This window comes from Marinomonas rhizomae, from assembly GCF_024397855.1.
In the GTDB taxonomy this organism is placed as follows: Bacteria; Pseudomonadota; Gammaproteobacteria; order Pseudomonadales; family Marinomonadaceae; genus Marinomonas; species Marinomonas rhizomae_A.
The window spans coordinates 2778987-2801472 of the sequence record NZ_CP073343.1 but is presented as its reverse complement, the minus strand read 5'-3'; the positions used below and the strand labels follow the sequence as shown (position 1 = coordinate 2801472).

Genomic DNA, 22486 nt, shown 5'->3' with positions numbered 1-22486 from the left:
ATAGATCTTGGAGTAATTTCATGAACAGCACGAATAAAAATAATAATGCGACAACGGAATCAAAGATCAGAATTGGCATTAATCCTCTTACTTGGACCAATGATGATTTGCCATCATTAGGTGCCGATACACCGTTAGAAGTTTGCTTGAGCGAAGCGCGTCAAGCAGGTTATAGCGGTATTGAATTAGGTAACAAATTTCCCCGTGATGCCAGTGTGCTTGGGCCGATTTTAAAGCAACACGACTTATCTTTGGTGTCCGGTTGGTACAGCGCTCGTTTGTTGGAGCGGAGTGTGGAAGACGAAATTGCCGCCATGCAGGACCATCTAAATCTACTAAAGGCCTTGGGTTCTAACGTCATGGTATTTGCCGAAGTCAGCGGGTGTGTTCATGGGTATCAATCTGTGCCTTTGTCACAACGTCCGCGTATGACCCAAAATCAATGGGAAGAATACGCGAAACGCATGACAGCAGTCGCTGATTATATGGCGTCGGAAGGCGTAAAAATGGCCTACCACCATCATATGGGCACCGTGATTGAAACCTCGGAAGAGGTCGATAAATTGATGCAAATGACGGGCGACAATGTGGGGTTATTGTTGGATACAGGGCACATTACCTTTGCAGGTGGTGATGCTTTAGCGATGGCGAAGAAGCACGCTAAGCGCATAGTGCATGTGCATTGTAAGGACATCCGTCTGGATGTTTTGAAAGACAACCTCAATCGCGACAGTGCCTTTTTGAACGCGGTTCTGGAGGGCGTTTATACCGTGCCTGGAGATGGTGGTATCGATTACTTCCCAATTTTTGAAGTGCTGAAAGCAGCCGATTATCAGGGCTGGATTGTCGTGGAAGCGGAGCAAGATCCTGCTATTGCGCATCCATTAACTTATGCGACAAAAGGCTATGAGTATTTGTCAGCGAATTTAGCAAAGGCCGGTTTTCATTTTTAACCCGCACTGGTCATTCATGTACTTTAAAAGATAAGAAAGAAGAGAGAAGAAAATGTCTAATAACTTTATGGGTAACTTCATCAATAACCAAACGGTAGAAAGTGTTTCCTCACGCCAAGCGAAGGTCTTTAACCCAGCAACGGGTGATGTTTCATTGCAGATTTCCTTGAGTACGGTTGAAGAAACACAAAGTGCGATTGCCGCAGCACAAACGGCTTTTGAAACTTGGTCTCAGGTGACGCCATTAAATCGTGCTCGTGTACTGTTTAAGTTCAAAGCCTTGGTAGAACAACATAGCCATGAGTTGGCGGAATTGATTTCCAGCGAGCACGGCAAAGTATATTCAGACGCAATGGGTGAATTGACTCGTGGTCTGGAAGTGGTGGAATTTGCTTGTGGTATTCCTCATCTACAAAAAGGTGAGCACAGTTTGAATGTTGGTCGTGGTGTCGATAGCTATAGCCTGATGCAGCCACTAGGTGTTTGTGCGGGTATTAGCCCATTTAATTTCCCTGCCATGGTGCCAATGTGGATGTTTCCTGTGTCCATCGCTTGTGGAAATACCTTCGTGATGAAGCCGTCTGAAAAAGACCCAAGTACCATTATGCGTCTTGCTGAGTTGTTAAAAGAAGCCGGTTTGCCGGATGGTGTGTTTAATGTCGTTAATGGCGATAAAGAGTCGGTTGATGTCTTGCTGACCGATGAACGCATTCAAGCGGTGAGCTTTGTTGGTTCTACCCCAATCGCAGAATACATTTATGCCACTGCCAGTGCTCACGGCAAACGTGTTCAGGCTCTGGGTGGTGCAAAAAATCATATGTTGGTGATGCCTGATGCCGATCCAAATCAAGTGGTTAATTCGCTAATGGGAGCGGCTTATGGCTCCGCAGGTGAGCGTTGTATGGCGATTTCGGTTGCGGTGTGTGTCGGTGATGATGTTGCCGATAATCTGATTACCAAGTTGAAAACAGAAATTTCCACCATGACGATAGGGCCGGGTTTGTACAAACAATTTGGCATTGAAGAAGAGCCGCACATGGGGCCACTCATCAGCAAAGAACATGCGCAAAAAGTACGTGACTACATTACTTCAGGTGTTGAAGAGGGCGCCACTTTGGTGGTGGATGGCCGTGATTTTGTGCGTAAGAACCACGAGCAAGGTTATTTTGTTGGGCCCACTTTGTTTGATCAGGTTAAAGCGGGCATGCGCATTTATGACGAAGAGATCTTTGGCCCAGTTTTGTGTGTGGTCCGAGTGGATTCGTATGAAGAAGGTTTGGCGCTAATTAATCAACATGAATATGGTAATGGCACCGCTATTTTTACTCGCGATGGAGACACAGCACGTCAGTTTACCGAGAAAGTTCAAGTCGGTATGGTGGGCGTAAATGTTCCAATACCTGTACCTATGGCGTTCCATAGTTTTGGTGGTTGGAAGCGTTCTTTGTTTGGGCCTCTACACATGCATGGGCCAGACGGTGTTCGTTTTTACACTCGCATGAAAACCATTACAGCACGCTGGCCAACAGGCTTACGAGCTGGTCCAGAGTTTTCAATGCCAACCATGAAATAATCCGTTTCGAGGTTTTTAATATGTCCTTATTAAGTAAAAACAGACTCAGTAAAAAAAATCAGAAAGCAGGGCTGTCACAGACTCAATTAGTGACACCTAAAAGTGCCAATTGGCAGTATGTTGGCTTTGAAGCCTATCAACTGAAAGCGGGCGAATCCATTACGATTCAAACTGGAACCGATGAAGTATGCGCGGTGGTTTTATCAGGTAAAGTCAATGCCAGTACCAAGCAGGAAGCATGGAAAGACATTGGTGATCGTATGAGTGTGTTCGAGCAAAAAGCACCTTATTCGGTGTATTCGCCAGCACAAGACGAGATTCGTGTTGAAGCCATTACCGATGTAGAAGTAGCCTTTTGCAAAGCACCGGGAAAAGGCGGGTTTCAAGCGAAATTGATCACACCGGAGCAATGCCAATACGAAACGCGAGGTGTCACCAGCAACACTCGCCATGTGTGCAATATCTTATTCGGTAACGAACCCGCTGACAGCTTGTTAGTCTGTGAAGTGATTACGCCAAGTGGCGGCTGGTCAAGCTATCCGCCGCACAAACATGATACCGATGCGGCTCCTGCTGAAACTCAGCTGGAAGAAACCTATTATCACAAAATTGATCCGCCACAAGGCTTTGCTTTTCAGCGAGTTTATACGGATGACAGAAGTATTGATGAAACCATGGCTGTGGAAGACGGAGATCTCGTGATGGTGCCAGAAGGCTATCATCCAGTAGGCGTGCCACATGGTTACCAATCCTACTACCTGAACGTTATGGCAGGGCCTAGTCGTAACTGGATTTTTCATAATGATCCGGATCATGAGTGGATTATTGAGCGTGACAAGAAAGTTTAGAACACACATTATTAAATAAAAATAACAGCTGTTATCGAAACTATTGTTGGTAACTTAATAGATAACCCCACCCTAACCCTCCCCTTGAAGATAAGGGGAGGGGACAAAAGTACCAAGTTCTGTTCCCTTTGAAGGCATAAGTGAGGGGACAAAAGTGCTAAGCTCCTCCCCCTGCTAAGGGGGAGGTTGGGAGGGGGTATTCGGTGATGCCAATATTGTTTTAGAGAGCAGTGAAAATAACATTGAAGGGATAATAAAATGCTTAATTTTGCTTTGTTTGGTGCTGGTCGAATCGGAAAAATGCACGCCCAAAATATTCAGGCGTTTGCTCAATCGAATTTGAAATATGTGTTTGATGTCTATGCACCAGCGGCGGAAGCGGTAGCAAAAGCAACCGGTGCTCAGGTAGCGGATAGTGTAGAAGTGGCCTTAGCTGATCCTGACGTGGATGCGGTTTTGATCGCAACCAGTACGGATACTCATGTGGACTTGATCATTAAGGCTGCCAAAGCCGGTAAAGCGATTTTGTGTGAAAAGCCAATTGATTTGGATACGGCTACGGTTAATGCGTGTTTAGAGCAAATTAAAGACTGCCATGTGCCTATTCAAATTGGTTTTAACCGTCGTTATGACCCAAGCCATGCGGCTGTGGTAAAAGCGGCGCAAGATGGCAGTATTGGTAAGTTAGAGCAGATTATCATTACTAGTCGAGATCCAGGCATGGCGCCAGTAGAGTATCTTAAATCGTCTGGCGGCATTTTCCGCGATATGATCATTCATGACTTTGATATGGCGCGTTTTGTCTTAGGTGAAGAGATTGTTGAGTTACAAGCTTTTGGTAGCGCTATGGTGGATGAAAAGATCACCGAAATTGGCGATGTGGATAGCGTGATGTTGATTATGAAAAGCCAATCTGGTCGTTTGATTCACATTAATGGCTCTCGTCGTGCGATCTATGGCTATGATCAACGAGTGGAAGCGTTTGGCTCAGAAGGCATGGTGATTTCAAATAACCAAACGCCAACCTCGGTAACGCGCTTCACCAAAGACACTACGCAAGTACAAGACCCACTTTATAACTTCTTTATTGATCGTTACGTAGATGCCTATAACTTGCAGCTAACCTCTTTCATCGAAAACGTCTTGGCCAAGAAACCTGTCTCTCCAAGTTTCGAAGATGGACGTCGTGCGCAAATGCTTGCTGATGCCGCACAGAAATCGTTGGAAACAGGGCAGAAAGTGACATTGAGCTGGTAATTTCTATTGAGGTGATTTGACTCAATATAATAAAAAAGGGCTGCTAGCCCTTTTTATTATCTGGTTCTAAAGAGGTTCAATCATCACTCTTTGGTTTAAGCCCTTCAAACTTGTTATCGAATGCTTCTATAAAAGCGTTTTTCAATGCTTCTAAAACCGCGTCGAAAGCACTGATTTCTGGGTCATTTAGTGAGCCATTGATCTCTATTATCGTCGCGGCTTTGTCCGTATCGCTGTTGGTAAATAAGCCTGTTAGTCCGCCGCTTAACCCTTCCCAAGAAAGTTGGAATAGCCCATCGCCATCTTCTACTGCATCTTGTTGCCAATCCAGAATATCAACTTTTTTAAATAAGGGTTTTACGTAGCCAGTTAGCTCTCCATTTTCTGCTTTTAGCTCGCTGACAACTTCACCAGTGCCTGCTCGAAAGTCAAATCCGGCATAGGCTCGGGCAAAATCATTAAGCAAAGGTAGTGAGACGGATTCTGTTTTTAAGGCGATGTTAAAATCGTCAGAGACAAAAGGATCGAACTCTGCGTTCATTTCCAAAGAGGCTGAATTAAGTAACTTTGCGTCTAGGTTTAAGCTCGCCACACGTTTACCGTCTTGTCCGCTGATATTGGTTAGGTTGGAAACGTCAGCGTGAAGTTCGGTAAGTTGAATATTAACCGGTGGTTCTGATTCGAAATTGCGGAAGGCGATTGTACCATTGTTTAAACTGATTTTACTGATGGTAATAGGTATAAGCCCTTCGACGACGCCTTGCCAGTCGCCACCTTTGCCCGATTGGGCGTTATCCTCTTTTTCACTGTCGACAAAGTTGACCTGTGGTGAATCAAGGGAGATATCAGCAAGAATTTCGCCTTTAAATAATGCGCGCCAGCTTAATGCAATATCTATGTTGTCAGCACGAACAAAGGGCACTTTGTGTGCGCCTTTTACTTTTGAAACAGACAATTCCTGCAGCTGATATGCGCCTCGATAAAGATCTATATCGACGTTTTCTATATGCCCTGAATAATCGCCCATATCGGACAATTTTTGATTCACTGTATAAAGCGCCCAATAGGGTAAATATAGCCTCAATATGATCAGAATACTCAAGATCATTACGAGAAACGTAATGGTGTTTTTCAGTCGTTCTGCTTTCATGCTAATGTCTCCTTGTTAACACTTAGCTTAAGTGGCAGAGCGATTTTTCTCAATGAAAAGTAAGGCTTTCCCTAATCTATACGCGACCTTTGCACTTATTTCCCACACTGTTCATACAAAAAATCAGAACGGCTTTATGTCTACTCTAAAGATGCAATAGATTGCTCGACTTTTTGTCTGATGTCATCAGGAAAAGGAACAGCGGCTTTGGCGGCTTTGGAGAAGCATACATAGGTTACATCCGCTTCAACAACCATTTCATTGGTAGGGAGTTTTACAATGGTTTGCTTCATGGTGATGCTGCGATTACCTATCTTTGTATAGTGGGTTTGTACCTCGAGTAGGTCACCGAAATTGGCTTGCGATTTAAAGTTGATATTGATATTAACAACGGGCCAAACAAAATCCTCTTGCATCCAGTCGTCGCGTTCGAAAAACTGATCAAAGAAAGCCCAGCGGCCTTCTTCTATAAACTCTAAATAACGAGCGTTGTTAACGTGTTGAAAAAGATCTAAGTGATAGCCGCGTACTTTGATTTGTGTTTTGTTGAGCATGATTACTCCCTATTAAAAAAGCTCTGACGCAAAAGAGTACGATGCTTCAATCGAGAAAAAAATAACAAAATCGCTCGACTTTACTAACAGAGAAAAGGGGCGATGTGGTTAGCTTGGTCGAACCGAATGTCTCCAAACGGGTGGTGCATGGAAGGTTAAATGTTGCTTGCTACGCGCTTTGTCAGAGGCGTTTTCCAAGAGTTCTGAAATGGCATCGACCATAGCGCCTAATGGTTGTGAAAAAGTGGTGAGCTGGTAGCCAAGCCAACTTGCCTGCTCAATATCATCAAATCCGACAATGCAGATGTCTTCTGGAATTCTTAAACCAAACTCATTTTTAGCCACATCTATAAAACCACAGGCGATCAAATCTGTAACGCAAAAGACACCGTCAGGTCTCTCGCGTGAGGCTAATAAACGTCGTGCTGCGTCTACGCCAGTTTGGTAACTGGTTGGTCCTGCTCGCAACAAAATACAAGTTTGCTGAGCGTCTTCGGCGGCTTGAATAAAGAGTTTTTCACGAGTCAGTAAACTGGGTGATTGAATGGTCGACGAGACAACGGCAAGGTTTGTGCAGCCGGCTCTTAAAAGCATATGGTGTGCGTCGGCCATGGCGGATTGATAGTCGATACTGATGTGGTCTGTGCCTTCAAATTGGCCAGCACGGTTCACAAGGATAACTTGTTGGCCACTCTTTACGCAGGTTTCGATTAAAGTGGTTTGTGGTGTCCCGGATAAAACGATCGTTGCCGACGCGCGATAATTTAACGTTTGTTGTAATGCCGCATCTGCACTGGCTTCGCCGCCAGACGTATTGATTACCATCACCGCTCGGCCAGCCAATTGCAAACGCTGGGTGAGGGCATCAAGTAAGCTAGCTTGATAGGGTGCATTCAGGTTAGCACCAAGAATACAAACGGGGCGGCTTTTCTCGTTAGATAAGCCACGGGCAAGATGATTGACGTGGTAATTTAGCTCTGCAGCAGCAGCCAGTACACGTTCACGAGTGTCTTTGGAGACGCTCGCACCTTGGGTAAAGGTGCGAGAAACAGCAGACCGAGAAACGCCAGCGAGTTTGGCTACTTCTGCGGCGCTGGCGATATTTTTCTGTTGCTGGTTTTTCATGCTTTTCTCATATCCTGACCAAAGCCCGCGTCGCGCAGTACCTTTTCCATGCTGGCGGCACGTTCTGCTAGGTGAATTAAGGCGGGTTTTGGGGTTTCATACCATTCATCTGGGTGAAGCTCTCGTTTTTCCCGAATATGTGCAATGGCAGAATCCAGTGTCGGGTAACGATCTGGATATTCTAAATGCAAAAATAGGGCAACTATAGTGACGGAACGACTTCGTCCACCACGACAATTCACCAAAATATTGCCTTTTTCACGAACTTTATAGGAGGCTTTTTCAGGCAGTACCTGATCTAGAGCTGAACGCATTAAGTGATAACCTGCCAATATCATGGATTCAGGGTTTCCAGGGCCATCGATCATGCCAATTTTGTAATAACGCACAGGCGCCCAACCATGCTTTAGCAGGTGCTCCGGTGGGTTAGGCCCTTGCGAGTTTACAAGGTCAATATCTAGATTTATCGCGCAGTTAAGCACCACTTTAATATTATGTTTTTCAAGTAGTTCTGCGTCTGCCACACCAGTCGAACCGCCAATGTAGATATCTACACCCCAGCCAGGAATATTGCTCTCAATTAGGCTCATTGGTGGGCGAGGGTAGCGCTTTTTTACTTTTTCGGTGGTCATAATTGTCTCTTTCATTGTATGGGATCAACAGATTAGGCAGTCAGTCCAAATTGATTTTCTTTTCGGTTATATGTCTTAGTGGACAAAGATATCATGGTGTCATTGGAAAACTGTTCCGCGACACCAGGAGCGACGGCTAGAATGGCTCCGCCATGGGCTATCTCCTCGTGAGTCTGAGGGTAAACGCCTGTTCGACCGCCAGCTTCACGCACCATGAGTAAACCTGCTAAGCAATCCCATGCATTCATATGTGATTCAGCGTAGCCGTCAGTTCGACCTTCTGCTACCCAAGCCAATGCCAACGCGCCAGATGCGCCACGACGAATATTGGTGCCACTTGCCAATAATGAAGAAACGATTGTTAAGTAGATTTCTTGGGGAACCCGTGTAGACCATCCTAATTCAAAGGAGGAGCTATGGGTATCTGTTATAGTGGAAACTCGCAGCGCCTGACCATTTTTGCTGACGTAGTGGTCTTTGCGCGCTACATACATTTCGTTTGTCGTAGGGTTGTAGATCGCACCAAGTAGTGTTTCGCCGTTATGAAAAAAAGCAATGGAAATACAAAAATGATCGATGCCACGGGCGAAGTTGGCCGTGCCATCAATGGGGTCAACCACCCAAAGGGATGGGTTGGTGACTGAGCCTCCTGTTTCTTCCCCAAGCAATCCATCGTTAGGAAAAAGCCGATGAATAGCCTGACGAATGTGTTCTTCTACTAGCGCATCGGCTTCTGTTAAAAAGTCTTGCTGGCCTTTCATGGTAAAGTCGCCCGGTTTTCTGGCGTGATAGCGTTCCAGTGCTAATGCTCCTGCGCTAAGAGTAATGTCATGCAGAGCGGTCTCACGTTTTTCTAATTCACTTTCTTTGATGTCGTGGAGGGTCAAGGAGGGATCCTTTTCTATTTGTTATATATAAATCAGTTGGGAAAAATTCGTCCCAACTGATTTCATTCTTAGTAATAATCGCTAAAGCCTTTTACGGTTTAATTCTTGAAGCTTAGGCTCCACAGATCTTGCCAATCTTGACGGCTTTCCCAATCCGATTTTGCTGTGGATGCGTCATACCCCATGATTTGATCGCGTACTTTATCAATCCCTGCAGGCTCGTCAGTAGGCAGTTTAACAGTCTGATTGGTGGACATTTTGCCATCCACGCCCTGTGGCGCGATGCCTTCAGCTGTCATCATGTAATGAATAAAAAGTTTCGCAGCGTTAGGGCTCTTAGTACCTGTGGTGATAAAGCCTAAGCCTGGGTAGCTCCAGCCACTAAATGGCACCATGTCGGCACAAAGGCCAAGCTTCATGCCATTTTTATTGTTTCTGAACTTAGCCGCGCTGACCATGCCAACAAAGCTATCCTTCACATCTGGTGCGCCAACGGCGTTGGCGGCTTCAGTGTCTGAACTGGTGACCAATGGGCGGTTTTCTGCGAGGGCTTTTACGAACGCCGCCGTCGCGCTGCTCTCGTTGGTTTTTAATGGTTTGCCGAATTCGGCTTGATAGGCATCGGCCATGGCTTTGTCGTGGTGTGTGGCTAGCTGATTAAACCAATCCGTGTAAGACGGTTTGCCAAGCGGATCCTGCATGGCGACTTTGCCTTGCCACTCTGGTTGGGTCAGTTGCCAAATATTGGTGATTGGGCAGGAGTCATAAAGGCCTGTGTTATAAGCCCAAATGTTTGGAGCTAAAACCACAGTAAGCGGCTTTTGGTAGGTTGCTGGAATGTGTTTAGCTAGATCGTTCGGTACCCAGCTGGTGACATAACCTTTTGATAAAAGCTGCTCCATGCCTGCAGGTGCATCGGCCAGAATGGCAACGTCGGCTTTCACATTGCCGGCTTTCGCTTCACGGCTGACAATTTCGAGAATTTGCGAAGCTTTGGCTTTAATCCCTGTTGCTTGGATGCCGTATTTTTTGCTAAAGGATTCCGCCTGTTTAACAATTTTCCCTGTGGAATCATACACAGTTAGCGGTGCTTCTTGTTTTGCGGCTGCTATTAATGCTTGAAGATCAAATGTGTCGGCAGCGAAAGTCGAAGCCGCACCAAAAGTGGTTAGGCTAACAGTCAGTGCAAGAAGGCTTTTTTTCATCGGGAAGTTCATAACGGTTTCCTTTGTTGATTAGCTTATGCTTGTTTAGCGAGTGGTTGATTGGTGTGCTTTTGGTTGATTGACGCCGAGTTGAGCAGTAAATGGCTGTAATCGAGATCTGTTTCTGGAAGAACAAGGCGATTGTTTGCTTGATCAAAAAAGTGCAGTGATGATGTTGGCAAATAAGCATTTACTTGCTCTCCTTCTCGCCACTTCGGACGAGACTGAGTAGAGTGAAATAATCTGTCATCACCAAAACTCAGTTCAATCACCCAGCTGCCACCCGTTGGCATGATGTTTTCAATGCTCATTGGCAGCGTATTGGCGTTTGCCGTATCGGTCAGAATGATTTCTTCAGGACGGATCGCGCAGACGTTGGTGAATTCGTTGGTGGCGATTCTGCTTCGAATATGATTAGCAAGGCTGACTTGCTCTGCGGCAGAGGCTTTTAAATCAACAATATTTATTTTTGGGTTGCCAATAAATTCAGCCACAAAGCGATTGCATGGTTCGGCGTAAATTTCATCTGGCGTACCGATTTGTTGCAGCTGCCCTTTGTTCATGACTGCAATGGTGTTGGCCAGCGTCATGGCTTCCCATTGATCGTGGCTGACAAAAATAATGGTGGTGCCAAAGGTCTGATGTAAGCGACGCAGCTCGGCGCGCATTTCTAGTCGCAGAGTCGCATCTAGGTTCGATAAAGGCTCGTCTAATAACAAAATACCAGGATTCACCGCCAGCATACGTGCCAAGGCAACACGTTGTTGCTGGCCGCCAGATAATTGAGATGGGTAGCGGTCGGCGTATTCAAGAATGCGTAACTTGCTCATCACATCCAAACAACGTTCTTTACGCTCTTGGGCTGGTACTTTTTGTAAGCGCAAACCAAAGTCCACATTGCGTTCTACTGTCATGTGAGGCCAAAGGGCATAGTTTTGAAATACAAAACCAATACGGCGCTGTTCCGGTGGAATAAAACAGGATTGGTGAACTGAATCGACCACCAAATCGTCTACGGCAATTTCGCCGCTGGTGGAATGTTCGATACCGGCAATCATGCGTAAAATCGTCGTTTTGCCACAGCCCGACGGGCCGAGCAAACACATGAATTCGCCGTCTTCCACTGTCAGTGATACTTGGTCAACGGAAGGTTCAGTATTGCCGTCGTAGCATTTCGTTAGATTGGTTAATGAGATTGTAGGCATATTAATTCTCCAGACCTTGAGCCAAACCAGTACCAGAGATCTTTTGGATCAAGACGGTGCCAAGCCAAGCGATAAGTGCAATCATCAAGACCACCGCATTGGCGGCTTGGTCGTAGTTGTAATCGAGTAAACGCAGTGAATAGGTGGTGAGAACATCCGTGGATGGAATCGCCAAGATAATGAATAGGCTGACGCCCTTAATACCGGAAATGAAAGGCAACAGAATTCCCGTTGCCAATGGCCCTGCTTGTATTGGGATAATGATTTTAGTCATGCGGCTAAACCAGTTGGCACCAGCAATACGTGCCGCTTCTTCCGGTTCCTTGCCCAGCTGTGTCATGGCAGCGATACCTGATCGACTGGCAAAGGGCATTTTGGAAGCCACTAGAGCAATAATTAATATGGCTGGCGTGCCGTACAGCGCTGGAATCGGGCCGCGCGAAACAGCGAACAAAGATAAAAACGCCGCCGCAAAGGCAATGCCGGGAACCAAATAGGGCAAGAAGGTAATTTGGCGTAAAAATGAGCCAACGCCTTTGAATGAACAGCGTAATACTGCGTAACCGACCAGCAAACCTAGCACACCAGAAATCATTGAAGACGAGCCAACAATGACAATAGTGTTCCACGCGGCCTGCCAAAATTCTGGTGTTAGCAAGATGCCATTGCGTAGGGCAACCGTGTCTAAATTACTGCCAATCCAATAGTCAAAGGTGAAGTTCTCCAGTGTAAAACGGCCGGGCAAAATCATGATGGTGGATAAGAATAAGGTCAGCAACGGCAGAACTACTCCGATCAATACAAAGGCCCCCGCAAAGCCAGATGCTGGCAAGCGCATACGGCCTAGTTTGCGCAGTCTGTCCATATTGCCTTTACCGCCAACAGTGACGAAGCGGCGAGCCTCTTTCATCATGCGCACATCAATCAGTAAGGTAATCACACCGATGATCATAATCACGCCAGCAATGACCGCAGCCACGCCGTTTTGACGGGTGTCTAGCGCTCGATACAAACCAGTTGCCAAGGTGTCATAGCGCACTGGTAAACCTAAAATATAAGGCACGGCGAACTCGCCAATACAATCGGCAAAAATCAATAAAGCGGCAGACATTAAGGCAGGGCGAATTAACGGCAGAACAATAGAAAAAGCAATGGTTCGTGATGGCGCACCAAGTACTCGAGCGCTGTCTTCCATTTGCGAATCAAGGCGACGTAACGCATTGCCGACAATCAAAATGACCAAGGGCGTGTAATGCAAAACCAAGATAAAAACGATGGGGAAATAGCCGTAAGCCACGCTGTTTGAAGTGGTGATTCCTAAAGATTCTAGCCAGCCAGGTTGTCCGCCAACAGTACGGTTTTTAAAAATCGTCGTCCAAGCGAGAGCGAAGGTCCAAGTCGGCAACATAAAAGGCACAATCAGTGCTGTGGCGAACCAAGCGCGTCCTGCCATGTTGGTGCGATTCACTAACCACGCCAGCGCTACGCCAATACTCATGGAAAACACCACCGTACTGGCCGCAATGGCTAAGGTGTTGTAGAGAGGTTGCCATAAAAGGATTTCAGAAATGCGTGAGTACAGAGTGCGAACAATATAGTAAAGAGTGAAACTGCCTTCGTCTTGGTGGGTTCTGGCTTCGTCTCCGGATTGCACGATAAAGGAATCCACGAGAATGGAGAGCACAGGTGCAAGAATCAAATAAGCAAAGAAAATAGCCAGAACAAGACCAATCAAATTGGCAGGCTCGTGTCGGGCAACAGCAAATGAATGCCTTGCGCGTCGCCAAATATTTGGCTTTTTTTGCTCTGCTGCGGTGAGCAAGATGGTCATAGGTTATTCCTTAGAAAAACATGTAATTTTCTAAACAATAATCTTCCTCTATGACAAACCGATGACATTTTGCACATATGTGCAATAAAAAATTTGCGAACGGTTTTTTAAGCTAAATAGCCTTATTAGATTGAGCGCGTAGACATCTCTTGTTACTTTAGTTTTTCTAGTAACGGGAGAGTGTAATGGAACATGTATTGCCGGACGATGAGGCTTTTTATGGCAAGACCTTTATGGATTTGTCGATGGAGCAGGGCAAAGTGAGTCGTAAGGTATTTGAGTCTTGCGTATTTGAATCTTGTGATTTCAGTGAAGCCTTCTTTGATGCTTGTACTTTCAAAGATTGTCAGTTCCGTAAGTGCAAATTAACGGCAGTGAATGTGAGAAACAGCAAGTTCTCAGATGTACAGTTTTATGAATCTAGAGTGCTGGGCGTGGATTGGACCAAAGCCTATTGGCGTGGCTTGGAGCTCGGTGCGCCGTTATTTTTTAAAGAATGTCTAGTGAATGCCTCGTCGTTTTACGGCTTGAAATTATCAGGTGTCGTGTTTGAAGATTGCCGAGCGCATGACGTGGATTTTCGAGAAGCAAGGATTTCCCGTGCGCGTTTTACTGGCACCGATTTAACCAACAGTTTGTTTGTGAACACGGATCTGACCGGTGCAGATTTTAACGGCGCGACAAACTACGATATTGATGTGAAGAAAAACACCATTAAAAACGCCATCTTTTGTCGATATGAAGCGGTAAGTTTACTGACGTCCCTTGGTATTAAATTGGTATAAAGCTCTCGTACAAAAAAAAAAAGGAAAGCTGCATGTTAAGAAAAGACAAAACCGGTTTGGTAGTAATAGACGTTCAAGGAAAGCTCGCGACTATTGTTCATGACAGCGAGGCCTTTATTGCCAATTTGGTCACGCTAGTAAAAGCCGCCAAGTTATTGGGAATGCCGATTCTGTGGTTGGAGCAAAACCCAGAGAAATTGGGCGCAACTGTGCCAGAACTACGCGAAGTTTTGGATAGGGTTGAACCTATTGCTAAGTATTCCTTTAGTGCCTGTGGCGAACCTGCTTTTGTCGAGGCGGTTAAAAAGGCCAAGATGAACTCGTGGCTGATTACCGGCATCGAAGCGCATATTTGTGTGTATCAAAGTGCGCTAGGCTTGTTGGATTTAGGTTATGACGTGGAATTGGTTAGCGATTGTGTATCATCTCGAACGATAGAGAACAAAGGCATGGCGCTCGCCAAGTTAGCTCGCAAAGGCGCGGAAGTGACCAGCCTTGAAATGTGTTTGTTTGAATTGATTGGTGATTGTCGATCGGATGAATTTAGAGCGGCGCTTAGTTTAATTAAGTGATTACCCCCTCCAAACCTCCCCCCTTGGCAGGGGGAGGCGTTTAGAGCTTTTTGTTCCCATCTTCTTGGTAAAAGGGTCCCTAGGGTGGGGTTATTTTATGTTTAATTTACCTTGATTAGTCTGCTTTGTGGTTTAATCCAGCAATAGTTTTTATTGAGACTCAATACCTTTCCCTCTAGGCAGGCAGCATGAACATAGATAAATCGAAAAAGCGTATCGCGAAGAAAGTAAAAATGGGTTTCAAAGGTTATCCGCAACTTTCCATTGCGTACTTTGGCGAAACAGAAGAAATTGCCACAGAAGTGGTTGTGACTTTTACGGCTGAAGAAGGCGCAGAGCCACAAGATCAGCGTTTTGCTGGCCAAAGTGATGTGCGCGAAGACGAAGTGATTCAATCCGCCTTGGTGAAAATCATGGAACGTACCGATGCTAAAACAGTATTAGAAGTAGAAGGCGTGTCGATTAAGAGCTAAGGTTTTTTATTTTTAAGAAATAGGAAACGGATGCTTGACCTTGGACTATTGTCTAAGGTCTACACTCTTGTTATAGATTCATAACAGGAGAGTTGTATGCATCATTCATCAGGTCACCATAAAGAAAATTGCCAATCTCATTCTTCATGTCAGTGTCATCAAGCAAAAGATCATTCATCACACGCACATCAAGAAACAAGCGGATCTTGCTGCTCGACATCGAGTGAGGTTTCCTCTTGCTGCGCAAGCGACGGTAGCGGCAAGAAAGAAAGTTCGTGCTGTTCTTCCGATGACGAAGGCGACGCCAGTTGCTGTACATCCGCGGAAGCTGACGATACCCCTGCAGCCCAAGTAACCGGAAAACAAAACTATAGTTGGCGAGTCAGCGGAATGGATTGTGCCAGTTGTGCGCGTTCCATTGAAAAGGCGGTATCTTCTGTGGATGGCGTACTGAGCGCCAACGTGGTTTTTTCTACCGAAAAATTACGTGTTTCGGCGGATGCTGATGTGTCTGACAAAATCCAAGAAGCCGTAAAAGGCATAGGTTTTGATTTACAGCCTTTAACGGCGGTTCCAGAAGCTTCCTCATCATTGTTGTCTTTTGAAAACTTGCGAGGATACGGCCCGATTGTCGGGTTAGCTGTACTCATGCTATTTAGCTGGGGAATAACGCAATTAAATCCTGTATTGGGTGAGACGGCGTTTATTGTTACCACCTTGGTTGGTTTAGTGCCCATCGTGAAAAAATCATGGCGAATGATGCGCAGTGGCTCGCCGTTTGCCATTGAAACCTTGATGAGTGTCGCGGCGATAGGCGCATTATTTATTGGTGCCACCGCAGAAGCGGCCATGGTGTTGTTGCTGTTTATGATTGGCGAGTGCTTGGAATCCTTTGCCGCAAATCGTGCGCGCAAGGGCGTCAGCGCCTTGATGGCCTTGCTGCCAGAAGAAGCCTTGATTATCAAAAATGGTGAGCGCCAAAAAATCTCTATTGCGGATTTACGTCCAGGAGATGAAATTGAAGTGTCACCGGGTGAGCGCTTGCCTGCGGATGCGGAACTCTTGTCCGAAATGGCAAGCTTCGATGAAAGCGCGTTGACGGGTGAATCTGTACCTGTTGAGCGATTACGAGATGAAAAAGTTCCCGCTGGCAGCTTGTTGGCTGACCGAGTGGTGCGACTCAAGGTCGTGTCACAACCCGGTAATAACGCCATAGATCGGATTTTGCATCTTATTGAAGAAGCGGAAGAGCGCCGAGCACCACTTGAGCGCTTCTTGGATAAATTCAGTCGCATCTACACGCCAGTGATTATGCTGGTTTCTGTCTTAGTGATTTTGATTCCACCTCTGGCTTTCGCTCAACCTTGGGATACCTGGATTTATCGCGGCTTGGCTTTGTTATTGATTGGCTGTCCTTGTGCCTTGGTGATTTCTACGCCTGCGGCGATTACTTCTGGTCTAGCGGCGGCCACTCGTCGAGGCGCTTTGATTAAGGGCGGATTGGCGTTAGAGCAATTAGGCCGAATCAAAACCATCGCCTTTGATAAAACCGGTACGCTCACAGAAGGCAAACCAAGCGTGACAGATGTGGTGCCTTTTAATAATGCAAATGTGAGTGATGTCTTGGCGGCAGCAGCGTCGGTTGAAATGGGGTCCCATCATCCATTGGCGAAGGCTATTGTGGATTACACCGAGCAGCAGGGTGTTGCTCTCGTTCATGCTGATAATCGCAAGACCTTGGCGGGTGTTGGTGTAGAAGGGGATTTTGAAGGTAGAAAAATCAAAATCAGCTCACCAAGTAAGTTAGAGCAAGCGTTAGATGATTCTATTCAACAGCAAGTTATTGGCTTGGAAGAAGAGGGTAAAACGGTTGTTGTTGTACTTGAAGATGGCGAACTTTCTGGCTTGATCGCGTTGCGGGATAGATTACGCGATGACGCTAAAGCCGCGCTTAAAGACTTAGCCGATTTGGGTATTAATGGTGTAATGCTAACCGGTGATAATGCCCGTGCCGCTGCGGCGATTGCCGCAGAGCTGAACATAGATTACCGCGCGAGCTTGTTGCCGGAAGATAAAGTCACCGCGGTGACTGAATTGAATCAACAGCAGGCGACAGCCATGGTGGGCGATGGTATTAATGACGCACCAGCGATGAAGGCATCTACCATAGGCATTGCGATGGGGAGCGGCGCAGACGTGGCGTTAGAAACGGCGGATGCAGCACTGACGCATAATCGTTTGCAAGGCTTGGCTGAGATGATTCGCTTATCCCGTGCGACCAATGCCAATATTCGTCAAAATATCACCATTGCCTTAGGATTAAAGGCGGTGTTTTTGGTGACAACCTTGTTGGGTTTAACTGGGCTTTGGCTTGCCGTGTTGGCGGATTCTGGCGCAACGGCCTTGGTTACTGCGAATGCATTAAGGTTGCTCAGAGAGAATGCCAGTAAGTGAATAGGCTATGTTTAGTATCTTGTTTTGACTGATAAAATGAACCGCCAGTCATCAATATTTCATTTATGTTAATGAAATGGGTAAGAAAATATCAATTCGTTTACAAAGCGCTAAGTTTTGTTCTGCAAGCGCATTTTTATAGAAAGTTGGTGGTAGGATTTCGCACCTTGTGTTTGATGTTGGTCGTAGAAAGGGCGCTTTTGGTGGTTTTAAATCTACCAAAATACTGCCCTAACTACGGTTGGCCCATATCAATGTCTGATGGTAGTGAAGTGCCTGTGGGGCGCATCCTATCATCCAACTATAAAATAATAGATGTTGTTTGCTTTATGAAAAATCAAAATACAGCTCCAGAAAAATCCTTATCTGCTCCGTTCGTTTATCCGAACATGAAAATCGCGTTTATCTTATTGATTACCTGTTTTGCTGCATGGGGCGTTGCCGCCAACATGACAGATCCTTTGGTAAAAGTGTTTAGCAAAATTTTTACCATGAGCACCTTTGAATCGGCTTTAGTACAGTTCGCTTATTATGGCGCGTATTTCTGCTTGGCGATTCCTGCTGCGTTTATTAATGCCCGTTACTCTTATAAAGCGGGCGTGTTGACAGGATTAGGCTTGGCGATTTTAGGTGCCTTGGCGTTTTATCCTGCCAGTGTTTCGATGACGTATGGTTTCTTTTTAGCTGCCTTGTTTATTTTGGCAGCAGGCTTGTCTATTTTAGAAACCTCGGCGAACCCTTTTGTGATGACCATGGGGCCAGAAGGCAGTGCAGCACGCCGTTTAAACTTGGCCCAAGCCTTTAACCCAGTTGGCACCAATATCGGTGTGTTTCTTGCGGCTACATTGATTCTTCCTAATCTAAATACGGCTTCTCCTGAAGAAAGAGCCAGCATGGCTCCCGAGATGCTGCTTAGCATTCGAGCAGATGAATTAAATAGCGTGATGACACCTTATGTCGGCATGGCGTTTGTGTTGATGATCATTTGGGCGTTTATCTATTTTATGCGCGTACCTAAATCGGCTAACAAGGTTAATGTTGATGAGGTACAGAAGATTGATTTTGTGGCGACACTAGGACGATTGCTTGCTAGAAAACAATACCGTTGGGGTGTTGTAGCACAGTTCTTTAACGTTGCTGCACAAACTTGTACTTGGACTTTTACTATCCAATATGTGCAAGAAACATTGGGTGGGACAGAAGCCAGTGCGTCTGATTATTTGCAGTATAGTTTGATTATTTTCTTAATATCGCGTTTTGTTATGACGTGGTTGATGGGCTTTTTCCGTCCTGCTGTGTTGCTAAGCATCTTGGCTTTATTAGGTACTGCTTTATGCCTATACGCTGTGATGGTGCCAGATGTAACTGGTGTTTGGGCGATAGTGTCTATTTCCGCTTGTTTATCTTTGATGTTCCCAACGATTTACAGCATTGCGTTGGACGGTCTTGGTAGTGATACGAAATTCGGTTCTGCGGGTTTGGTAATGGCTATCTTGGGTGGTGCCGTGATGCCATTGATCCAAGGCGCGACTATCGATGAGTACGGCGCTATTATTTCTTATGTTGTGCCTGCTGCTTGTTTCTTAGTTGTAGCAGCTTACGGAATGTTCTCAGTGAAAAATACCTCTGTTTAAGATATTTGGTTTTAAACGCTGATTAGAATGAATGCTAAAGAGCCTCGCGGATGCGGGGCTTTTTTTGTTTGCTGACTTTGTGTTTCAACTCGTTTGTTATGGTCCATTGTTGTGCAAAACCACCGCTCGGCTTGGAAAAGCGAGGGATTTGCATGGATACACACCCTGATTTGATACCAAGGATCGATAGAGTGACTTCATCCTGCATTTTTTTGAATACTTGGCTAGTAAGCAACTGAGTAAATGGTTAGCGCTCTTAAAAGTTGAATGTCTTATAAGATTAAGGCCTCTAGCACTCGCATCAGACAGCATACAAGTATTGATTTAAAAGTTAGGACGCTAAGTGCTAAAAACGGATATGGAAAATCCATATCCGTTTTTAAATTAGGTTTACCTAAGCAAAATAGGCAGAGGTAAAAGCCGTTTGCAAAAGAGCTTTATGAACTAGTTATTCAGTGGTCCTGCAAATCTAACTTCAGGAAGTCCTGCAGAGAACATTTCCTCCGCTTTTATCAGCATGCCATCACTGTCTGTCGGTTTATCTAGGCCCACCTTCGCACTTGTACAATAAAGCGTTTCATAACTTGGTCCCGCTAACACTGGGCAAGTGGTTTGAACACTGGGAGACTGGATGACTCGGTCAACGTTTCCGGTATCAGTGTAACGTACCACTCGGCTACCGCCCCATTCGGCATTCCATAAATAGCCTTGCGCATCAATGCAGGAGCCATCTGGCGCACCACCGTCTTCGACTTTTACAAAAATGCGCTGATTATCGAGAGACGGATAGTCACAGCAGAAAATCTGACCCTGCATAGAATCGCTGTAGTACATGGTGCCGCCGTCTGGGCTGAAACAGATACTGTTTGGAATGACGACGGCAGGTAATGCCAGCGTTTCTGTTTCCAAAGTAGCAGCGTTCAGTCGATGAAATTGTCCGCATTTTTGAACATAGTCACCGTCCAGCATGGAGCTAAAGACAAAGTTGCCAGAGCGATCGCACCGTCCATCACCGATACGCGTCCCCGTCATACCAGGTGATGATGCTACAGGGGTTAACACCTCCGTATTCAGGTCATAAAAAGCGAGCTGTGACGCTAGCCCTATAAGCAAAACATCCGCTTTCCCAGTTAGCGCAAACGATCCAGCGCGTTCGGGTAGAGACCAGCGTTTGACGATACCGCTTTCTTTTTCAAAGGCGAGCAGCTCACTACCCTCAATATCTGTCCAGAATACTCTGCGTGTTTTTTCACACCAGAGTGGACATTCTCCCAACGCATTATTAACATCAGTAACGATTGAAAACATTTTAATTCTCCAGAGGCAACATTATAGTGAACCGATGCTTGCAGACACCCACAAGCCGTTCACTTCTATCCGTGTAGAAAACGTTCGGATAACTTGTCGCCGAACAACATAATGGCGAGTCCGATCAACATGACCAGCATTCCGCCAAGTTTCAGCCCCGAAACGGGGCGTCGGATGGAACCCAACAAACCAAAGTGATCTATGACCTGTGATGACAGCAGCTGCCCGACAATAGCCAACCCGAGCAAAGCTGAAAAACCAATTTTTGGGGCCAGCACGACATAACTAAATAATGCACATGCGCCGATAACACCACCCACTAAAGTCCACAATGGTTGCGACGGAATGGCGGCAAGCGAGGAGAATAAGCCTCCTCGCAGCAGTGAATAAATCCCAAGGCAGAACGCTCCAGCCGAGAAAGAAAATAGTGCAGCAGTGACAGAGTCACCACCCAACCCTTTTGCTAACTGACTGTTCAAGGTTGTCTGCAACGTGATACCCAGACCGGCAGCAAAAGCAATTAAGTAATAGATCATGCTCATCGGTATTCCCCTATTAGTTAGCCTGCTCTAAAGGCAGAAAAACGTCAGCAAATACATCAGGCTGATAGCCAGACGCAGCAAACAGATGCTCTAGGGATTCATCAATGGCAGCACGAAGACGCTCACTGTCGACACCCAAAACTTGACCCTTCTGTTTGACGATACGACCAGCGATTATCACGGTATCAATGTTGCTACGTTCCGTTGCATGCACCACGGTGCCAAAAGCATTACCGGACGGGTAAAGGTTGATGTCATTGGCGTTAATCAAGATCAGGTCTGCTTGTTTCCCCGGCGTCAAACTGCCAATTTTGTCCTGCAAACCGGCACAAGCGGCACCATCAACGGTGGCGGATTTAAGAAGCTGAGCGGCTGGAAGCGTTGTCTGCATATGATCATGATCAGAACCACAGTGCTTCTGCTGATGCATGCCCATGACTCGTTGTAGATAAAATGCCACACGCATTTCCATAAACATGTCAGTACTGTAAGAGGTTTCATTATCGACACTTAGTCCTGGGCTAATGCCATGACGCTGCGCAGCTGGCATAGCGAACATACCGTCTTCGATGCCATAGTGTGAATCAGAGCGTGGGCAGACGTTTACTCGAACACCCGCTTCACGCAGGATTTTCCATCCTTCATCAGGCAGTGACGTGCAGTGATTGAAAATATTATCTGGACCAAGAAGACCTTGCTGATGCAGTGGTTCAAGTTCATCCGCCATCAAAGAGCCAAAGAACTCAGTCACAATAGGTAACCCTAATCGACGAGCTTCGGCCCATAACTCTGGCTCCAACTGAGCCATGACGCCAAGAGAAACAAGGCTGTCAGGGTTATTCGTAAAGTATTTTTCCTGCAAGCGTTGCCAGTTACCTGGCCAGTGCGCTTTATCCCATTCACCAGCAACGGGCGCACCCGAGGCATGTATGGCGCGAATGCCTGAATCAAGTAGGGCCTCAACGGCGGCATCTGAATGTTCAGCGGTGCGGCTGTTATGAGAATTGTCTATGACAGTAGTGATACCCGCGTCAATGCAGCCCAGAGCCGTCAGCAAGTTGCCGATATAATTATCCGCTGGACGATAGTATTTGGCGAAAGAGAAGTGCGTGGCGTTACTATAGTCTTCCAAACAGGTGGCATTAGGGTTGATGCGGCGTAATTGGCCTTCCCACGAGTGACGATGAGAGTCCACCATACCCGGCATGGCAATCATGTTGGTAGCATCAATGACATGGGCGCCCTCTGCATCTAGATTCTGTCCCACAGCGGTAATGGTAGATCCAGTAATAAGAATATCACCACACTCAATATTACCTACCTTCTCATCCATGCTCAGAATCGTTGCCCCACGAATCAAGGTTTTAGGGGGAGTTGTAGTCTGATTATTAACAATATTTCTTACGTAATCGGTCATCTTTAATTCACCTTTTTGAAATTTCGTGAAGCAAGGGTACGCAAAGTGACTATTCGCAAAAAGACAGTTAAACTGTTTTCA

20 protein-coding genes are annotated in these 22486 nt (G+C 46.0%); 9 read left to right on the top strand and 11 right to left on the bottom strand.

Annotated elements, in window-relative coordinates:
• Nucleotides 1-20 precede the first annotated feature (20 nt).
• The 4 genes from iolE to iolG all read left to right on the top strand — a co-directional run bounded on the left by iolE (nt 21) and on the right by iolG (nt 4631).
• Complete coding sequence (gene iolE, locus KDW99_RS13245; protein WP_255825356.1) at nt 21-953, top strand: myo-inosose-2 dehydratase; 933 nt, start codon at nt 21-23, stop codon at nt 951-953.
• A 52-nt stretch (nt 954-1005) separates the two neighbouring features.
• The gene (locus tag KDW99_RS13240) at nt 1006-2526 is read left to right on the top strand and encodes a CoA-acylating methylmalonate-semialdehyde dehydrogenase (RefSeq protein WP_255825355.1); all 1521 of its coding nucleotides are present in this window, start codon (nt 1006-1008) and stop codon (nt 2524-2526) included.
• A 20-nt stretch (nt 2527-2546) separates the two neighbouring features.
• Entirely contained in the window at nt 2547-3374 is an 828-nt protein-coding gene (gene iolB / locus KDW99_RS13235; RefSeq protein WP_255825354.1) for a 5-deoxy-glucuronate isomerase, read from the top strand.
• Nucleotides 3375-3632: 258 nt separating this feature from the next.
• Nucleotides 3633-4631 (top strand): inositol 2-dehydrogenase, encoded by a 999-nt coding sequence (gene iolG, locus KDW99_RS13230; protein WP_255825353.1) that lies wholly within the window; start codon nt 3633-3635, stop codon nt 4629-4631.
• Nucleotides 4632-4707: 76 nt separating this feature from the next.
• On the opposite strand, the gene KDW99_RS13225 is transcribed toward iolG, so the two are convergent.
• From KDW99_RS13225 to KDW99_RS13190, 8 genes are all read right to left on the bottom strand, one after another.
• Entirely contained in the window at nt 4708-5781 is a 1074-nt protein-coding gene (locus KDW99_RS13225; protein ID WP_255825352.1) for a DUF748 domain-containing protein, read from the bottom strand.
• Between the two features lie 140 nt (nt 5782-5921).
• Nucleotides 5922-6335: an acyl-CoA thioesterase gene (locus KDW99_RS13220; RefSeq protein WP_255825351.1), complete on the bottom strand. Its 414-nt coding sequence runs from the start codon at nt 6333-6335 to the stop codon at nt 5922-5924.
• 108 nt (nt 6336-6443) lie between these two features.
• Nucleotides 6444-7460, bottom strand: coding sequence for a LacI family DNA-binding transcriptional regulator (locus tag KDW99_RS13215; RefSeq protein WP_255825350.1), 1017 nt, complete (start codon nt 7458-7460; stop codon nt 6444-6446).
• Nucleotides 7457-8092 (bottom strand): dual specificity protein phosphatase family protein, encoded by a 636-nt coding sequence (locus tag KDW99_RS13210; protein WP_205115218.1) that lies wholly within the window; start codon nt 8090-8092, stop codon nt 7457-7459. The genes KDW99_RS13215 and KDW99_RS13210 overlap by 4 nt, the downstream gene beginning before the upstream one ends.
• Nucleotides 8093-8124: 32 nt before the next feature.
• Nucleotides 8125-8979, bottom strand: a complete 855-nt coding sequence (locus KDW99_RS13205) for an inositol monophosphatase family protein (RefSeq protein ID WP_255825349.1) — start codon at nt 8977-8979, stop codon at nt 8125-8127.
• 98 nt (nt 8980-9077) lie between these two features.
• Complete coding sequence (locus KDW99_RS13200) at nt 9078-10196, bottom strand: ABC transporter substrate-binding protein (RefSeq protein ID WP_255825348.1); 1119 nt, start codon at nt 10194-10196, stop codon at nt 9078-9080.
• Nucleotides 10197-10219: 23 nt separating this feature from the next.
• Entirely contained in the window at nt 10220-11389 is a 1170-nt protein-coding gene (locus KDW99_RS13195) for an ABC transporter ATP-binding protein (protein ID WP_205115215.1), read from the bottom strand.
• A 1-nt stretch (nt 11390) separates the two neighbouring features.
• Entirely contained in the window at nt 11391-13220 is a 1830-nt protein-coding gene (locus tag KDW99_RS13190) for an ABC transporter permease (RefSeq protein ID WP_205115214.1), read from the bottom strand.
• 185 nt (nt 13221-13405) lie between these two features.
• On the opposite strand from KDW99_RS13190, the gene KDW99_RS13185 reads away from it, so the two are divergent.
• The 5 genes from KDW99_RS13185 to fucP all read left to right on the top strand — a co-directional run bounded on the left by KDW99_RS13185 (nt 13406) and on the right by fucP (nt 19138).
• Nucleotides 13406-14005 carry a pentapeptide repeat-containing protein gene (locus KDW99_RS13185; RefSeq protein WP_114412474.1) on the top strand — a complete coding sequence of 200 codons (600 nt, stop codon included), beginning with the start codon at nt 13406-13408 and terminating at the stop codon, nt 14003-14005.
• A gap of 32 nt (nt 14006-14037) precedes the next feature.
• Complete coding sequence (locus KDW99_RS13180; protein WP_255825347.1) at nt 14038-14577, top strand: hydrolase; 540 nt, start codon at nt 14038-14040, stop codon at nt 14575-14577.
• A 188-nt stretch (nt 14578-14765) separates the two neighbouring features.
• Entirely contained in the window at nt 14766-15050 is a 285-nt protein-coding gene (locus KDW99_RS13175; protein ID WP_255825346.1) for a hypothetical protein, read from the top strand.
• 96 nt (nt 15051-15146) lie between these two features.
• Nucleotides 15147-17504 carry a zinc/cadmium/mercury/lead-transporting ATPase gene (locus KDW99_RS13170; RefSeq protein WP_255825344.1) on the top strand — a complete coding sequence of 786 codons (2358 nt, stop codon included), beginning with the start codon at nt 15147-15149 and terminating at the stop codon, nt 17502-17504.
• 65 nt (nt 17505-17569) lie between these two features.
• Nucleotides 17570-19138 carry an L-fucose:H+ symporter permease gene (gene fucP, locus KDW99_RS13165; protein WP_255825343.1) on the top strand — a complete coding sequence of 523 codons (1569 nt, stop codon included), beginning with the start codon at nt 17570-17572 and terminating at the stop codon, nt 19136-19138.
• Between the two features lie 444 nt (nt 19139-19582).
• On the opposite strand, the gene KDW99_RS13160 is transcribed toward fucP, so the two are convergent.
• From KDW99_RS13160 to KDW99_RS13150, 3 genes are all read right to left on the bottom strand, one after another.
• Nucleotides 19583-20446, bottom strand: coding sequence for an SMP-30/gluconolactonase/LRE family protein (locus KDW99_RS13160; RefSeq protein WP_255825342.1), 864 nt, complete (start codon nt 20444-20446; stop codon nt 19583-19585).
• 65 nt (nt 20447-20511) lie between these two features.
• On the bottom strand, nt 20512-20988 hold the full coding sequence (locus KDW99_RS13155) for a DMT family transporter (protein ID WP_255825341.1): 477 nt from the start codon (nt 20986-20988) through the stop codon (nt 20512-20514).
• 13 nt (nt 20989-21001) lie between these two features.
• Nucleotides 21002-22405, bottom strand: a complete 1404-nt coding sequence (locus KDW99_RS13150; protein ID WP_205115210.1) for an amidohydrolase family protein — start codon at nt 22403-22405, stop codon at nt 21002-21004.
• Nucleotides 22406-22486: the final 81 nt, after the last annotated feature.

Coding starts and splice junctions, on each gene's coding strand:
- iolG (WP_255825353.1), top strand. CDS start 3,633: ATGCTTAATTTTGCTTTGTTTGGTGCTGGTCGAATCGGAAAAATGCAC.
- KDW99_RS13200 (WP_255825348.1), bottom strand. CDS start 10,196: ATGAACTTCCCGATGAAAAAAAGCCTTCTTGCACTGACTGTTAGCCTA.
- KDW99_RS13195 (WP_205115215.1), bottom strand. CDS start 11,389: ATGCCTACAATCTCATTAACCAATCTAACGAAATGCTACGACGGCAAT.
- KDW99_RS13185 (WP_114412474.1), top strand. CDS start 13,406: ATGGAACATGTATTGCCGGACGATGAGGCTTTTTATGGCAAGACCTTT.
- KDW99_RS13150 (WP_205115210.1), bottom strand. CDS start 22,405: ATGACCGATTACGTAAGAAATATTGTTAATAATCAGACTACAACTCCC.
- KDW99_RS13190 (WP_205115214.1), bottom strand. CDS start 13,220: ATGACCATCTTGCTCACCGCAGCAGAGCAAAAAAAGCCAAATATTTGG.
- KDW99_RS13210 (WP_205115218.1), bottom strand. CDS start 8,092: ATGACCACCGAAAAAGTAAAAAAGCGCTACCCTCGCCCACCAATGAGC.
- iolE (WP_255825356.1), top strand. CDS start 21: ATGAACAGCACGAATAAAAATAATAATGCGACAACGGAATCAAAGATC.
- KDW99_RS13180 (WP_255825347.1), top strand. CDS start 14,038: ATGTTAAGAAAAGACAAAACCGGTTTGGTAGTAATAGACGTTCAAGGA.
- KDW99_RS13220 (WP_255825351.1), bottom strand. CDS start 6,335: ATGCTCAACAAAACACAAATCAAAGTACGCGGCTATCACTTAGATCTT.
- KDW99_RS13160 (WP_255825342.1), bottom strand. CDS start 20,446: ATGTTTTCAATCGTTACTGATGTTAATAATGCGTTGGGAGAATGTCCA.
- fucP (WP_255825343.1), top strand. CDS start 17,570: ATGTTAATGAAATGGGTAAGAAAATATCAATTCGTTTACAAAGCGCTA.
- KDW99_RS13215 (WP_255825350.1), bottom strand. CDS start 7,460: ATGAAAAACCAGCAACAGAAAAATATCGCCAGCGCCGCAGAAGTAGCC.
- KDW99_RS13155 (WP_255825341.1), bottom strand. CDS start 20,988: ATGAGCATGATCTATTACTTAATTGCTTTTGCTGCCGGTCTGGGTATC.
- iolB (WP_255825354.1), top strand. CDS start 2,547: ATGTCCTTATTAAGTAAAAACAGACTCAGTAAAAAAAATCAGAAAGCA.
- KDW99_RS13225 (WP_255825352.1), bottom strand. CDS start 5,781: ATGAAAGCAGAACGACTGAAAAACACCATTACGTTTCTCGTAATGATC.
- KDW99_RS13175 (WP_255825346.1), top strand. CDS start 14,766: ATGAACATAGATAAATCGAAAAAGCGTATCGCGAAGAAAGTAAAAATG.
- KDW99_RS13170 (WP_255825344.1), top strand. CDS start 15,147: ATGCATCATTCATCAGGTCACCATAAAGAAAATTGCCAATCTCATTCT.
- KDW99_RS13240 (WP_255825355.1), top strand. CDS start 1,006: ATGTCTAATAACTTTATGGGTAACTTCATCAATAACCAAACGGTAGAA.